Annotated in this window: 12 protein-coding genes; all 12 read left to right on the plus strand. The window is 50.5% G+C overall.

The window, feature by feature from the left end; genetic code table 11:
- Positions 1–16 precede the first annotated feature (16 nt).
- A complete protein-coding gene (locus FB479_RS01685; protein ID WP_142061853.1) occupies positions 17–1,441 on the plus strand; it encodes a phosphoglucomutase/phosphomannomutase family protein in 1,425 nt (474 codons plus the stop codon).
- 1,889 nt (positions 1,442–3,330) lie between these two features.
- The gene (locus FB479_RS01705; RefSeq protein WP_106653271.1) at positions 3,331–3,972 is read left to right on the plus strand and encodes a serine/threonine-protein kinase; all 642 of its coding nucleotides are present in this window, start codon (positions 3,331–3,333) and stop codon (positions 3,970–3,972) included.
- Positions 3,973–4,049: 77 nt separating this feature from the next.
- The gene (gene lspA / locus FB479_RS01710; RefSeq protein WP_106653272.1) at positions 4,050–4,499 is read left to right on the plus strand and encodes a signal peptidase II; all 450 of its coding nucleotides are present in this window, start codon (positions 4,050–4,052) and stop codon (positions 4,497–4,499) included.
- Between the two features lie 45 nt (positions 4,500–4,544).
- Positions 4,545–5,474: an RluA family pseudouridine synthase gene (locus FB479_RS01715; protein WP_142061859.1), complete on the plus strand. Its 930-nt coding sequence runs from the start codon at positions 4,545–4,547 to the stop codon at positions 5,472–5,474.
- A gap of 19 nt (positions 5,475–5,493) precedes the next feature.
- Positions 5,494–5,895 carry a VOC family protein gene (locus FB479_RS01720; RefSeq protein ID WP_142061862.1) on the plus strand — a complete coding sequence of 134 codons (402 nt, stop codon included), beginning with the start codon at positions 5,494–5,496 and terminating at the stop codon, positions 5,893–5,895.
- A gap of 99 nt (positions 5,896–5,994) precedes the next feature.
- Positions 5,995–7,356 (plus strand): TolB-like translocation protein, encoded by a 1,362-nt coding sequence (locus tag FB479_RS01725; RefSeq protein ID WP_142061865.1) that lies wholly within the window; start codon positions 5,995–5,997, stop codon positions 7,354–7,356.
- Between the two features lie 223 nt (positions 7,357–7,579).
- Positions 7,580–8,119 carry a bifunctional pyr operon transcriptional regulator/uracil phosphoribosyltransferase PyrR gene (gene pyrR / locus FB479_RS01730; RefSeq protein WP_007728461.1) on the plus strand — a complete coding sequence of 180 codons (540 nt, stop codon included), beginning with the start codon at positions 7,580–7,582 and terminating at the stop codon, positions 8,117–8,119.
- Positions 8,120–8,281: 162 nt separating this feature from the next.
- Positions 8,282–9,640, plus strand: coding sequence for a solute carrier family 23 protein (locus tag FB479_RS01735; protein WP_142061868.1), 1,359 nt, complete (start codon positions 8,282–8,284; stop codon positions 9,638–9,640).
- Positions 9,641–9,808: 168 nt separating this feature from the next.
- Positions 9,809–10,750 (plus strand): aspartate carbamoyltransferase catalytic subunit, encoded by a 942-nt coding sequence (locus tag FB479_RS01740; protein ID WP_142062903.1) that lies wholly within the window; start codon positions 9,809–9,811, stop codon positions 10,748–10,750.
- Positions 10,717–11,997, plus strand: coding sequence for a dihydroorotase (locus FB479_RS01745; RefSeq protein WP_142061871.1), 1,281 nt, complete (start codon positions 10,717–10,719; stop codon positions 11,995–11,997). The genes FB479_RS01740 and FB479_RS01745 overlap by 34 nt, the downstream gene beginning before the upstream one ends.
- Positions 11,998–12,054: 57 nt before the next feature.
- A complete protein-coding gene (locus tag FB479_RS01750) occupies positions 12,055–13,152 on the plus strand; it encodes a carbamoyl phosphate synthase small subunit (RefSeq protein ID WP_142061874.1) in 1,098 nt (365 codons plus the stop codon).
- Complete coding sequence (gene carB / locus FB479_RS01755; protein WP_142061877.1) at positions 13,136–16,348, plus strand: carbamoyl-phosphate synthase large subunit; 3,213 nt, start codon at positions 13,136–13,138, stop codon at positions 16,346–16,348. Before FB479_RS01750 ends, carB begins: the two co-directional genes overlap by 17 nt.
- Positions 16,349–16,351: the final 3 nt, after the last annotated feature.

The raw sequence follows: 16,351 nt of genomic DNA on the forward strand, positions 1-16,351 counted from the left end.
GGGGAGAGATGAGGAGATGACAACGATCCGTTTCGGTACGGACGGTTGGCGCGATATCATCGCAGATGGCTTTACTGTCGAGAATGTCCGCATTGTTGCACAAGCCATCGCCAGCTATACCAAAGAAATCGGACAACAGGAGCAGCCTGTTTTGGTCGGGCACGACACGCGGTTTCTGGGGAGACGCTTTGCGGAAGAGGTTGCAGCTGTCCTGACCGCGAATGACATTCGTACCTATTTGGTGAACGAAGCAGCGCCAACACCTGCCGTAGCCTTTGGAGTGAAGCATTTTGCAGCGAGTGGCGCAATCATGATCACGGCCAGTCACAATCCACCCGAATATAACGGCATCAAATACATTCCGGAGTACGCTGGACCTGCAACGCCTGCGATCACGCAAAGATTGGAAGAGTGGATCACCGAAACCTGCCAGGCCAACTCGGTGCGTACGATTTCCCTCGCGGAAGCAAAGGCCCGCAAGCTGCTGCAAGTCATTGTGCTGCGTCCTCATTACGAGGCGCATCTTAGACGGATGGTAAATATGGACGTTTTGCAAAACTCTTCCCTGTCCGTTGTTGTCGATGCCATGCATGGTGCCGGTATGGGCTACGTGAGCGGTTTTTTGTCTGAGGCGGGGGTGAAAAACGTCGGAATCCGAGAAGTCCCGGATGCGGCTTTTGGAGGAGATTTGCCTGAGCCAAACGATAAGCATTTGCATTTGCTAAAAAAAGAAGTGGTAGAACGCCAAGCGTCTCTCGGTCTTGCCAATGACGGGGATGCGGACCGCTTCGGAGTCGTCGACCGCTTTGGACAGTACATCACGCCAAACGAAGCGCTCGTCCTCCTGACCTATCATTTGCGAAAAAATCGTGGATTGACAGGACGGATTGTCAGGACAGTAGCGACCACGCATCTACTGGATCGGATGGCTACGCATTATGGTCTTGAACTGGTGGAGACGCCAGTCGGTTTCAAATACGTCGGCGAGGAAATGCGCAAAGGCGACGTGCTCATTGGTGGAGAAGAAAGTGGCGGGGCGAGTATTCTCGGTCACATCCCGGAAAAAGACGGCGTACTCATCAATTTGTTGCTCGCCGAGATGTGCGCGTATGAAAACAAAGGAATCGATCAAATACTGCGAGACGTATACGAGCAATTCGGCGAGCTGTTCCATACGCGTCTTGATATGAAATTGCCGGAAAAAGATCAATGGGTACAGCAAATGATCGCCAAGCCACCTGCACTAATTGGTCCTTATCAGGTTTTGGAGATTCAACGAGTGGATGGGGTCAAGCTGTTGCTCGAGGAAGGACATTGGGTCTTGATCCGTCCGTCTGGGACAGAACCGTTGGTGCGCATCTATTGTGAAGCAACGAATGCGACTGCATTGCAGAAGCTGGAAGATGCGATTCGCGAATGGTTTTTGGAGATTAATGTGTAAATCATGAAGGGGAGAGCCTGCATGGATGTGCGAGGTTCTTCTTTTTTTTGACGACAACTTAAGACTCCTGTTAGGTGGCTGCGGTGAAGAGAAGAATATTTCCAGTCTAGGCTCCAGGCTCCGTCCTGCTGGGGGCTAAGACTGTCCGCTCCGAAGGGATTCGCGGGGAAACGCAAAAGTGGTAGCCGCTTCGTAGCGCGAGCACGTTGCGTTTCTTTTGCCCGCGAATCCCTTCTCCGCTTGGTAGGACTCCACAAGTCGCTACGTCTGGAAATATTCTTCTCTGTCGTAACTGATGTCTTTCTTCATTCTTTCAAAGCTTTAAAAAGTGGGGGAAACACGGAAAGCTCGTAGAGGAAACAGGAGAAAAAAGCGAAGATCTTAGGGACACCGACCGAGACGGAATGTAAAAAGCGAAACACGTTCTTAAGCGTCCACCTCTGAATCACATCCTGAGAGAACCACTTTGGACGCGGTTTCGCTTTTTGCATGGAGTCGTGCAGTCAATCCCAAGGGGGTGGCTCTAGAAGCTGAGCGTTTTCTCCTGTTTCCTCCCCACCACGACAGCTCCTTGAGGCTCCTGTTAGGTGGCTGCGGTGAAGAGAAGAATATTTCCAGTCTAGGCTCCAGGCTCCGTCCTGCTGGGGGCTAAGACTGTCCGCTCCGAAGGGATTCGCGGGGAAACGCAAAAGTGGTAGCCGCTTCGTAGCACGAGCACGTTGCGTTTCTTTTGCCCGCGAATCCCTTCTCCGCTTGGTAGGACTCCACAAGTCGCTACGTTTGGAAATATTCTTCTCTGGTGTAACGGATGTCTTTCTTCATTCTTTCAAGTCTTAAAAGCTCGTTAAACACAAAATGCTCGTAGAGGAAACAGGAGAAAAAAGCGAAGATCTTAGGGACACCGACCGAGACGGAATGTAAAAAGCGAAACACGTTCTTAAGCGTCCACCTCTGAATCACATCCTGAGAGAACCACTTTGGACGCGGTTTCGCTTTTTGCATGGAGTCGTGCAGTCAATCCCAAGGGGGTAGCTCTAGAAGCTGAGCGTTTTCTCCTGTTTCCTCCCCACCACGACAGCTCCTTGAGGCTCCTGTTAGGTGGCTGCGGTGAAGAGAAGAATATTTCCAGTCTAGGCTCCAGGCTCCGTCCTGCTGGGGGCTAAGACTGTCCGCTCCGAAGGGATTCGCGGGGAAACGCAAAAGTGGTAGCCGCTTCGTAGCACGAGCACGTTGCGTTTCTTTTGCCCGCGAATCCCTTCTCCGCTTGGTAGGACTCCACAAGTCGCTACGTTTGGAAATATTCTTCTCTGGTGTAACGGATGTCTTTCTTCATTCTTTCAAAGCTTTAAAAAGTGGGGGAAACACGGAAAGTTCGTAGAGGAAACAGGAGAAAACAGCGAAGATCTTAGGGACACCGACCGAGACGCAATGCAAAAAGCGAAACACGTTCTTAAGCGTCCACCTCTGAAACACATCCTGAGAGAACCACTTTGGACGCGGTTTCGCTTTTTGCATGGAGTCGTGCAGTCAATCCCGCAGGGGGTGGCCCTAGAAGCTGAGCGTTTTCTCCTGTTTCCTCCCCACCACAACAGCAACGTAAACCAACGACTTATTTCTAAATGAATTATATACAATCATTCGTTATACACTACATGAAACAGGTGCAAATGGTGGACATTCACTACCCATTTACCAAATTAAAAAAATGAGGTATTCTTGTCCATATGCAATCCTTTCATTGGAATCGGACAGGATCTCCTGGCCTCACCAGTGTAAAGGATTTTTTGCCCCTTATAGGAAGTGTCTGAATGATCGTAGTAGATGAACCTTCAATAATTTTGTTTTAACGTAGTTCGAAGTCGGTAACTGATGAGAGATGATGAGAAACGATGCGGATCGATCAGCATATATTGCAAGCTTTTTTACAGGAAGTTAAAGTGGAGAGTCTGTCACCGGATGATCCAGTCGTAGTTCACCACACACCATACCCGTGGGAGCTGGTCGGTACCGGCAATTATGCTGCCGTATTTGCCCACCCGGACTATCCAAAGGTAGTGATCAAGCTGTACGCACCTGGAAGACCAGGAGCTGAACAGGAAATCGAAGTCTATCGCAAGCTTGGGGAGACTCGTTCCTTCCCCGTCTGTTATGATTATGGGGAAGGATACTTGGTCATTACGCGGATGAACGGCATACCCCTGTTTGACTGTGTCCGCTTTGGTATTCCCATTCCTCCGCAGGTGATTGAAGACGTGGAGGACGCGCTAGAAGAGGCCCGCAGGAAGGGTTTGTTTCCGCATGATGTCCATGGGAAAAACGTTTTAATGGATCAGGGACGAGGTTATCTGATTGACGTATCGGATTACTATGTCAATGAGACAGACACGAAATGGCGTGATTTGCGCAAGGCGTATTACAAGGTGTACCTGCCATTTATCAAGGATCGTGGATGGAAAATTCCATTGTGGATGCTGGAAGTCGTGCGCAAAGGCTATCGACTGTATAAAAAAGGAAAACGCTTGTTCACGTAGACTGTCTCTGGTAAAATGATCATTTGACATTGTGTTTGTACAGTTGCTGGTCGAAGCAGAATAAGGAGGACATTCCATTGTTGTACTATCTCATTGCGGCAGTAATTATTGCGCTTGATCAGTTTACAAAGTATTTAGTCGTGAAGTATATGGAACTGGGACAATCCATTCCTTTGATCGCGGACGTCTTTCATCTGACTTCCCATCGAAACATGGGAGCGGCATTTGGCATCCTGCAAAATCGACGCTGGTTTTTTATTGTCATTACCATTGTCGTTGTGATTGGGATTGTCATTTCCTTGATTCGATTGGGAAAAAACCAACCTCGTGCATCGTTGGCGCTGTCATTAGTCTTGGGTGGAGCCGTCGGGAATTTCATTGATCGTGCAATGACCGGTCAAGTCGTAGATTTTCTCGATTTTACGTTGATTAACTTCCCGATCTTTAACGTGGCTGATATGGCCATCACGATTGGTGTAGGGATTTTGCTTCTCGATGTTTTTCTGGATGGGAAGAAAAACAGATAGTCATGAGAATAATAGTGGGAAAGCTCGGATAGGTGGAGAACATACATGAATGACACGCAATTGTTTGAACGTTACGATTGGACGGTAGAGCCAGCGGATACGAGCGAGCGCATCGACAAGTTTATCACGCTGCAAAATGAAGATTGGTCCCGTTCACAGGTGCAGGCTTGGGTGAAGGAAGGCCGTGTCACTGTCAATGGTGAACCGATCAAAAATAACTACAAGCTGCAGGCAGAGGACGAAGTGACCCTCCGTGTTCCGCCGCCAAAGGAAATGGCGATCCAGCCAGAGGAGATGCTGCTTGATATTGTATACGAGGACAGCGATGTCGTGGTCGTGAATAAACCACGTGGCCTCGTCGTGCATCCTGCTCCTGGTCATTACAGTGGGACGCTCGTCAATGGGCTTTTGGCACATTGCAAGGATTTGTCCGGAATCAATGGCGTTTTGCGTCCGGGAATTGTCCATCGCATTGACAAGGATACATCCGGCCTGTTGATGGTAGCCAAAAACGACAAGGCACACATGGGTTTGGCTGAACAATTGAAAGCACATACGGTTAATCGGAAGTATGTCGCGATTGTTCATGGTGTCATCCCGCATGAAATGGGAACAATTGAAGCACCGATTGGGCGCGATCCGAAAAATCGCCAGCAAATGGCGGTCGTCTTTGAAAACAGCAAGCCAGCTGTTACGCATTTTATCGTGCTGGAACGCTTCAAAGAGTACACGTTAGTGGAATTGAAACTCGAAACAGGACGTACCCATCAAATTCGCGTACACATGAAGTACATTGGCTACCCACTGGCAGGCGATCCGAAATACGGTCCGAAAAATACATTGGAGCTCGATGGACAAGCGCTGCATGCGAAAACACTGGGCTTCATCCATCCACGTACAGGAGAGCAGCTCGAATTCGAAGCGCCAATGCCGAAGGAAATGCTTGACGTCATTGAAGTTCTCAGACAAGCGTAAGTGAACAGGAGGAAAAGCCGTGCTAAAAAGATTAGCGCATGTGACGCTGTATGTTCACGATTGTGAAGAGGCATTGCGGTTTTACACGGAAAAACTCGGTTTCGAAAAACGCATGGATTCTCGTATGGATGATGGTTCTCGTTGGCTCACCGTCGGTCTTCCTGGGCAGGAGATCGAGATCGTATTGCATGACCCTACCCATTGGCATCGGGAAGACGTTGCGCAGGAAATGCTTCGTCAGGTCGGCAAAAATCCAATGTGGGTTTGGGAGACGGATGATTTTGGGTCCACATACGAAACACTGCGCCAACGCGGCGTGAAGTTTGTGAGTGAACCAAACGAAGTGATGTATGGCATGGAGGTTGTTTTCGAGGATCTGTATGGCAATCGTTTTTTGTTGTTGCAGCCAGTCTTCCTATGACACTTACATAATGGTAGTTGGATTGGAAAACGCTAGTAGAGAGTTTATTACTTTCTTCTGGCGTTTTTTTCATCATTCAATAGAGAGTGTAAGGAGTGAATGCCTGTGAACGGAAAATGGGGGAAGCTGATCAGCCTTTTTGTCCTTTTGGTTGTACTTGTCACAGCAAACGGTGAAGCAAAAGTGGCAGCTCACAGCCAACAGCCAGAGCGTGTGAACAAGGAAATAAGCGTTCCGGCAAAAATTGCATTTACGAGCAACCAGCATTTGTTTTTGGTAGACGGACGGGATACGACGGGAAAGATAAAGCAAATCACCAAGGACGGCTATGCACAGATCGTGGGCTGGTCGCCAGATGGCAAGTGGCTCCTGTTCGTGAAATACGAAGGCAACGACAATTACTCGAAACCAGGCTACGTGTGGATTGTCAGAGCTGACGGCAGCAAAGCTGTGCAGGTAGATGAACGCCCGATTTATGAAACGCCAAAATGGTCCCCGAAAGCGAATAAGCTAGCGTACACCGTGAATATCGGCAGTAATGAAGCGCCGAGACCATTGCTGATTGTAAAAGACGTCCAAGAGCATGGAGAATTAGCCTTACAAAGTACAACGAAGGCTGATTTCGAAGATTTTGCCTGGATGCCAGATGGGGAAAACATGCTTGTCTCGCTACCTGCCGAAAAAAATAAGTCGATGACGCTGGCCTTGCGTACACTTGCAGGTAAACCGTTGGCTGCCTACCCGATTGCGGAACCGCCAAAAGTGGAGGAAGGCATCTACCCGTGGGCAGCGACAGGCTTACAAGTATCTCCGGATGGGAAGGCTGTGGCCTACTTTGTCCGGTATAACTCCGGCTCCTTGTCTGCTGATGGCGTACCTATTCAATGGTTTGATTTGACTCAGCCTGGCAAAAAGCCAATAGAGCTCGGTACAGGATTGGCTTATCCTGATTGGCTTGCCTGGACACCAAATAGCGAACAGCTCGCTTTTGTCGATGGCACTGACCGGATCGCCACGACTAACAAGCAGTTGAAGCTGGCGGATCGAGCAGGAAAGGTCAAAACAGTCAGTCCTGGTCCCATCGTGGTAGATACTTATCCGGTATGGATTCCAAAAGCTCCGTACTCGCTGCTTTTCACCAGAGGCTTGGCTACAGAGTATTCATACGATCCAAAGAAGGTCATGGTACCGGAACAAGGCATCTGGCGGCGGTCCGCAGATGGAGCTGAGCAGCAGGTGACAAAAGGGGAAGCAAATACAGCGGACTACTATCCTGCGCCGTCTCCAGATGGGAGACAACTCCTTTTCTTGCGCTTGGATCGAGCGGAGCATGGCTCCCTGTTTATCCAAGGCATAGGCGAGGATGCGGACAAACAAATCGAGCTCATCAAAGACATTACAGGGGACATTGGTTATTATGCCAACTATTTGCCGCCGTGGGTCAGCGTCTATTGGGAATAGTTAGACTTTTTCGTGCTGCATTGACACCCGTCCAGAATCGTGACATAATTCTACATGACGAATGGAACCTTTAAATCCAGTCCAGTGAGGCTGGCAAGGGCACGGAATGACAAATAGGCGGGACTTTAATAGTCCGGTCAGTTTGTCCGAGGGCTTCTTGTCTCCTGACAAGGAGCCTTTTTTCGTAAGGTCCACTGTTCCCGTCGAGAAGGGGGATATTGAGATGATCAACAAAAGCGTTATTATGGATGAAGCGGCGATCCGCCGCGCGCTCACTCGAATCGCACATGAAATTATCGAGCGAAACAAAGGCGTTGAGGATCTCATTATCGTGGGCATCAAGACCAGAGGGATTTACCTCGCGCAACGTCTTGTGGAAAGAATCGAAATGATCGAGAATGTGAAGGTACCAGTCGGTGAGCTGGACATTACGTTCTATCGTGACGATCTGCAACACAAGTCCGAAGATGCCATTTTGCAAGGCTCCAAGCTCCCGGATCAAATCACAGGCAAGACTGTGATTCTGGTGGACGATGTTCTCTATACCGGACGCACCGTTCGTGCTGCTTTGGATGCACTCATCGATAACGGCCGCCCACGAATGATTCAACTGGCTGTCCTAGTTGATCGCGGTCATCGCGAACTGCCAATCCGCCCTGATTTCGTCGGAAAAAACCTCCCAACTGCTCGAACGGAAATTGTCGATGTACAATTGGCAGAAGTGGATGTAATGGACATTGTGTCCATCCGACAGCTCCTGTAAAAATAAAATAACTCCTCTTTAAAAACGATCCCGTGAGGTCGGCAAGAGGCAACAAACTTCCCATGAGTATGGCGAAGCTAGCCTCTTTGTGTCCGCACAAAGAGGTTTTTTGTATAAAAGAAGCTTTTTGAATGAAAGAAACAAAACAGGGGGCATACAGGCATGAGCCAAAAAAATTACATCGATGTAGACGAAACACCACATATTTCGCGATTGCTGCCACTTAGTATTCAACACTTGTTTGCGATGTTCGGCTCGACTGTACTCGTACCGATCTTGACGGGTCTGGATGTTGCAACGGCCCTCTTGGCGAGTGGGATCGGGACACTTCTGTTCCTGTGGATCACAAAAGGAAAGCTTCCGAACTATCTCGGTTCTTCCTTCGCCTTCATCGGTCCGATTATCGTCGTAAGTCAATCGCATGGCGTAGGGACGGCACTCTTGGGCTGCTTCCTCTCCGGGATTGTGTACATCATCGTCGCCGGGATTGTGAAGAAGGCAGGAGTCAAATGGCTCGATCGGGTACTGCCACCAGTTGTCATCGCATCCGTCATCGTTGTGATCGGTCTGAGCCTGGCTGGCGTAGCAGTAGACATGGCAACGAAAGTCACCGTAGACGGTCAATCGCAAATGTCACTGACTTCGATTGAAATCTCGCTCGTTACTGTAGTCGTAACAGTGCTAGCTGCGGTCATGCTGCGCGGTTTCCTTGGTCTTATCCCAATCTTGATCGGAATGGTTTCTGGTTATGTATATACGCTGCTGCGTCACCCTGATCTGATTCATTTCCAAACAGTGAAAGATGCTCCTTGGGTTGTTGGATTCAGTGAAATGTTCACCTCCCACTTCAAATTTGCAGAGGTAACGAGTGCAATGGCGAATCCGAGCGCATGGATCGCTGCCCTGGTTATCGCACCAGTCGCTTTCGTCACACTGGCGGAGCATCTGGGTCACTTGCTGGTAACAAGCAAAGTCATGGATCGTGATTTGATGAAAGACCCTGGACTGCACCGCAGCTTGCTTGGGGACGGGGTTGCAACGTCACTCGCTGCGATTATGGGCGGTCCACCTGCAACGACGTACGGTGAGAACATCGGAGTTCTGGCGATTACAAAGGTATACAGCCGCGTCGTCATCGGTTTGGCTGCTGTGCTCGCGATTATGTTCGCCTTCGCTGGTAAGGTCAGTGCCTTCTTGATGACGATCCCAACGCCGGTACTTGGCGGTGTCTCCATCATCCTGTTCGGTATCATCGCGGCACAAGGCTTGCGGATGTACGTCGAGCACAAAGTGAATTTTGCAGACAAGCGCAACATGATTCTCGCAGCGGTCATCCTCGTCACGGGAATCGGCGGATACAAAATCAGCTTTGCAGGTACAGGTATCGCTTTCCTGAACGATCTGACCATCGATAATATCGCACTCTCTACCTTCCTGGGAATTATTCTGCACCTGATCCTTCCGGGAAAAGAGTCCGCGATGGGCGAAGCGCACCGCGAAGAACAAAAACAAATAGCCTAAACGTTCCCAATCCTTTAAATCCAGTCCAGAGAGGCTGGCAAGGCAAAGAACGCTGTTTTGGCTGCCCAAAAAAGGCACTCAACCAGCTTCTTGTCTCGCTTGCCTCCAGATGCAAAGCGATGCCAAGAAGCTTTTTCTTTTGAACATAAAGAATCGGAGGGATTCATGATGAAAAATGTAGCGCACCTGATTGGCCTCAAAGACTTATCGAAAGAACAAATCATCCAGCTCCTCGAGCGAGCAGAGTATTGGGCTGCCAGACCAACTGAGCAAGCGGATATCCTGCGCGGACGTTTTGTCGCGAATCTGTTCTTCGAGGCCAGCACCAGAACCCGCTTTTCTTTCGAAGTAGCACAAAAGCGACTGGGCGCACATGTTTTGAACTTCATTCCGGAAACCTCCTCTACCGTAAAAGGCGAGACGGTCTATGACACGATCCGCACCTTGGAAGCAATGGGCGTGGAAGCAGCCGTTATCCGCACCAAGAAGGAAGGCCTGCTGCAAGAGTTGGCAGAAAGCGTAGACCTGAAGCTGATCAACGCGGGAGATGGAACGAATGAGCACCCGACCCAATGCCTGCTGGATCTGTTGACCATGAAAAGGAAGTTTGGCAAGCTCTCTGGTCTCACGGTAGCGATCATTGGAGACTTGCGCCACAGCCGCGTACTCGGTTCTCATCTGCATGCGCTGCCGAAGCTCGGCGTGAATCTGCTGCTCTCAGGTCCAGCTACGATGATGCCGGCGCATATTCCGCAAGGTGTCAAAATCGTGGAAATGGAAGAAGCGGTTCAAACCGCAGATGTGGTCATGATGCTGCGCGTTCAGCTGGAGCGCCATGCGGAATCCCTCTATCTATCGAAGGAAGAGTACCACAAGGCACACGGGCTGACTCTGGAAAGAGCCAAAATGATGAAGTCCGGCGCAGTCATCATGCATCCGGCACCCGTCAATCGCGGGGTTGAGATTCATACCGATTTGGTAGAAAGCGAAACGTCCTTGATTCAAACCCAAGTGACCAACGGAGTCGCAGCAAGAATGGCAGTTCTAGAAACTCTTTTGAAAGGGAGCGAAATGACATGGGAATCATCCTTGGCAACGGCAACGTACTAAATCAGGCGGGGGAGCTTACCCCGATGGAAATATTGGTGGAAAAGGGAAGAATCACAGCGATGGGGGAAACGCTCGATCGCGATGGGCATGAATGGATCGATTGCCACGGCGGTATGATTAGCGCAGGCCTCATCGATGTCCACGTCCATCTGCGTGAACCAGGCTTTGAACATAAAGAAACGATCGAAACAGGAGCAAAAGCAGCGGTCCAAGGCGGATTTACAACAGTAGCATGCATGCCGAACACACGACCGTCCATCGACAGTGTCGAGACCGTGACCTACATTCTTGACAAAGCGAGCGAGGCTGGTATGGCGCGCGTGATCCCATATGGTGCGATTACCGTTCGCCAATTGGGAAAAGAGCTGACGGATTTCGCTGGGTTAAAAGAAGCGGGGATCTTCGCGCTGACAGATGACGGTGTGGGTGTGCAATCCACAGCGATGATGAAAAAGGCCATGCAAAAAGCAGCAGAGCTCGGTATCGCAATCGTTGCTCACTGCGAGGACGAAGACCTGTTGATCCCGGGAGCAGCCTTGCATGACGGGGTGGTAGCAGCTCGACACGGACTCCCTGGAATTCCTTCTGAATCAGAGTCCATCCACGTCGGCCGCGATATTTTGCTGGCAGAACAGACAGGTGTGCACTACCACGTATGCCACATCAGCGCGAAAGAGTCGGTGCGTCTGGTACGAGACGGGAAAAGCGCTGGCGTAAATGTAACGTGTGAAGTCAGTCCGCATCACCTCTTGCTGTGTGACGAGGATATCCCGGACAATTTGGATACGAATTGGAAAATGAACCCGCCGCTGCGCTCTCGTGAGGATCGCGCTGCACTGATTGCAGGATTGAAAGATGGCACCATTGACATGATTGCAACAGACCATGCACCACACACCCAAGAGGAAAAAGCAAACGGGATGAACCGCGCACCATTTGGAATCGTCGGACTGGAGACAGCATTCCCGCTTCTGTACACAAATCTCGTGCAAACTGGAGAGCTGACCTTGAAAAAGCTGGTTGAGCTGTTGACCGTGAAGCCAGCAGAAGCATTCAAACTGCCATACGGACGCCTGGAAGTAGGCGCACCAGCAGACCTGACGGTGATTGATCTGGAAACAGAAAAAACAATTGACCCAAGCACATTCGCAAGTAAAGGAATCAACACACCATTTGCTGGTTGGGCATGCAAAGGCTGGCCAACCCTGACGCTGGTAGATGGGAAGATCGTATATCAAAACGTGTAAAAACGACTGACAGACAAGAGACACAAGTTTTTACGCGACAATGGAGGAGGAGCATAGATGCGTGCAAGATTGATCTTGGAAGACGGAACAGAATTTATCGGGACGGCATTTGGAGCGACAAAGGAGTCCTACGGGGAAGTGGTTTTCAATACAGGGCTAACTGGCTATCAGGAGGTTTTGTCCGACCCATCCTACTGCGGACAGATCGTCACCATGACATACCCGCTGATTGGAAATTACGGGATCAATCGAGACGACTTTGAAGCTGTTCGTCCATACATTCACGGCTTCGTTGTTCGCGAGCATTGCGAGGCGCCAAGCAACTGGCGCAATACGAACACGCTCGATGAACTGCTAAAAACATACGACATCCCAGGCATTGCTGGTATCGACACTCGAATGCTGACGAGAAAAATTCGTTACCACGGCACGATGAAGGGCATGATTACAACCAGTGAAGCCCCGTTGGCTGAATTGGTTGCTGCCTTAAACGGCACGACATTGATGACAGACCAAGTATCACGCGTGTCTACGAAAAGCGTCTTCAGCTGCCCAGGTACAGGTCATCGGGTAGTGCTGGTAGACTTCGGTGCCAAACACGGGATTTTGCGCGAGCTGACCAAGCGCAACTGCGACGTAGTCGTTGTGCCTTACAATGTGACAGCAGAAGAGATTCGCCGCATTCAGCCGGATGGGATCCTCTTGTCCAATGGCCCTGGAGACCCGAAGGATGTACCGCAAGCCGTAGAGATGATTCGCGAAATCTTGGGTGAATATCCGCTGTTCGGAATTTGCCTCGGTCACCAGCTGTTCGCACTGGCATCTGGCGCTGACACGACGAAAATGAAATTTGGACACCGTGGCGGCAACCATCCGGTAAAAGAGCTGCCAACCGGACGCACCTATATCACATCCCAGAACCATAGCTATGCAGTCAAAGAAGACTCACTGGCAGGCACGGAACTGGAAGTTACACATATCGCACTCAATGATGGCACCATCGAAGGCGTACGACATGCAGCAAAGAATGCATTCTCAGTACAGTACCATCCAGAAGCAGCTCCAGGGCCGTATGATTCCGGCTACCTGTTCGACCAGTTTCTTGCGATGATGGAAACCGCTAAGGAGGAAAAAACTCATGCCAAAACAAGATAATCTGAAAAAAATCCTCGTAATCGGCTCTGGACCTATCGTCATCGGGCAGGCTGCAGAATTTGACTATGCGGGCACGCAAGCTTGCGAAGCGTTAAAAGAAGAGGGCATGGAGGTAGTTCTGATCAACTCCAACCCGGCGACCATCATGACCGATACAAACATGGCAGACAAAGTATATATCGAGCCAATCACACCTGAATTCGTAGCGCGCGTCATTCGTCAAGAGAAGCCGGATGGACTTCTGCCTACGCTTGGAGGTCAAACAGGCTTGAACATGGCTGTTGCCCTCTCAGAAGCAGGCGTGCTCGAGCAAGAAAATGTAAAGCTGCTCGGAACCAAGCTGGAATCGATCAAGCAAGCAGAAGACCGCGACCTGTTCCGCTCCCTCATGAATGAACTGGGCGAGCCAGTACCTGAATCAGTCATCGTGAGCACGGTAGAAGAAGCTGTCGATTTTGCAAATGAAATCGGTTATCCGATCATCGTTCGTCCTGCCTACACCTTGGGTGGTACAGGCGGCGGAATTTGTGAAGATGAAGAAACCCTCCGCGAGATCGTTGCAAGCGGATTGAAATACTCTCCGATTACGCAATGCTTGATCGAGAAAAGCATTGCCGGCATGAAAGAAATCGAGTACGAAGTGATGCGCGATGCCAACGACAACTGCATCGTAGTCTGCAACATGGAAAACATCGACCCAGTCGGCGTGCATACAGGTGACTCCATCGTAGTAGCGCCTAGCCAAACACTGGCTGACCGCGAATATCAAATGCTGCGCTCGTCCGCACTGAACATCATACGGGCGCTCGGTATCGAGGGTGGCTGCAACGTACAATACGCACTCGACCCGGACAGCTTCCAGTACTATGTGATCGAAGTAAACCCGCGTGTGAGCCGCTCTTCCGCACTGGCTTCCAAGGCAACGGGCTACCCAATCGCAAAAATGGCAGCCAAAATCGCAATTGGCTACACACTCGATGAACTGAAAAACCCGGTGACAGGCCAAACATACGCATGCTTCGAGCCTACACTGGACTACATCGTCAGCAAAATTCCACGCTGGCCGTTCGACAAGTTCCAATCCGCCAACCGCAAGCTCGGTACGCAAATGAAAGCGACCGGAGAAGTCATGGCGATCGGTCGGACTTTTGAAGAATCGATCATGAAAGCCATCCGTTCCTTGGAAATCGGCAGCTATCACATCGAGATCAAGGGAGCAGGCGAAATCAGCGAGGAAGAACTGAAAGCACGACTGGTGCACGCGGATGACGAACGCCTCTTCCTGCTGGCAGAAGCACTGCGCCGTGGCTGGACGATCGAACAACTGCACAGCCTGACCAAGATCGATCTGTTCTTCCTGCACAAGTTCCATAAAATGATTGCCTTTGAAGCGGAACTGGCAAAAGGCTTGACGAGTGAAAAGCTGTACGAAGCTAAACGCATGGGCTTCACGGATCGCAAAATTGCTGAGCTGTGCGGTGAGACAGAAGAAGCGGTACACGCAATGCGCAAAGAAAAAGGCTTTGTACCTGTATATAAAATGGTAGATACTTGCGCGGCAGAATTCGAAGCGCAAACACCGTACTACTACTCCGCGTATGAAGTGGAAGACGAGCGCATCGAGACTGGCAAAAAACGTGTGGTCGTGCTGGGCTCCGGACCAATCCGCATTGGTCAAGGAATCGAGTTTGACTATGCAACTGTCCACGCTGTCTGGGCACTGAGAGAAGCGGGCTATGAAGCGGTCATTATCAACAACAACCCGGAGACCGTTTCTACAGACTTCAACACTTCTGATCGCCTGTACTTCGAGCCGCTGTACATTGAAGACGTCATGAACATTCTCGATGTGGAAAAACCAGAGGGTGTCATCGTACAATTCGGCGGACAAACCGCGATCAACCTGGCTGACAAGCTGGCTGCACGCGGAATCAAAATCTTGGGTACGAGTCTGGAAAACATCGACGCAGCGGAAAATCGCGAGAAATTCGAAGCGCTGCTGCGCGAGCTGGAAATCGCTCAACCACCAGGCAAAACGGTAACGTCAGTCGAGCAGGCAGTTGTAGCAGCAGAAGGTCTTGGCTTCCCTGTCCTGGTTCGCCCATCCTACGTACTTGGCGGACGTGCGATGGAAATCGTCTACAACCAGTCCGAACTGTTGGAGTATATGGAAAAAGCGGTGAAGGTAAATCCTGATCACCCCGTACTGGTAGATCGTTACATGGTCGGGGTGGAAGCAGAAGTCGACGCAATTTGCGACGGCGAAAACGTCCTGATCCCAGGCATCATGGAGCATATCGAACGCGCAGGGGTGCACTCTGGTGACTCTATCGCTGTATATCCTCCGCAATCCTTGTCCCAAGCGATCAAGGATGAACTGATCGACATGACGACGAAGCTGGCGCGTGCCCTGCAAATCAAAGGCTTGCTCAACATCCAGTTCGTCATCTATAAAGACCGCCCATACGTAATCGAGGTCAATCCGCGTTCGTCTCGTACGGTGCCATTCCTCTCCAAAGTAACGGGGATTCCAATGGCGAACATCGCAACGAAAGCGATCCTTGGTCACTCGATCATCGAACAAGGCTTTACACCGGGCTACCATCCAGAGGAGTCGATGGTTTCTGTCAAAGTACCAGTCTTCTCCTTCGCAAAGCTGCGCCGCGTCGATATTACGCTCGGCCCTGAAATGAAATCGACCGGAGAAGTCATGGGTCGCGAGAGCACGCTGGCAAAAGCGTTGTACAAAGGATTGGTCGCAGCAGGCATGAATATCCCGACACAAGGCACCTTACTCGTGACTGTTGCTGATAAAGACAAGGAAGAAGCGTTAGACATCGTGAAACGCTTCCGCCACCTCGGCTTCAAGCTGATGGCGACCGCAGGCACAGCCGATTATTTGGAGCAAGCGGGACTGCAAGTCACACGCGTAAGCAAATTGTCCGAAGGCACGCCAAACCTGTTGGATGTCATCCATACAGGCGAAGCGAACATCGTACTCAATACACTGACAAAAGGCAAAACGCCACAACGCGACGGCTTCCGTATTCGTCGGGAAGCAGTAGAGAACGGCGCCGTATGCTTGACATCACTGGATACAGCTTCCGCTCTCCTGCACGTGCTGGAGACGATCACATTCTCTACAGAAGCAATGCCAGCCCAGCGTGCTGGTGCAAAAGTGGCAGTAACTGTATAAAAA

Source organism: Brevibacillus sp. AG162, from assembly GCF_006715575.1.
Classification (GTDB): domain Bacteria; phylum Bacillota; class Bacilli; order Brevibacillales; family Brevibacillaceae; genus Brevibacillus; species Brevibacillus brevis.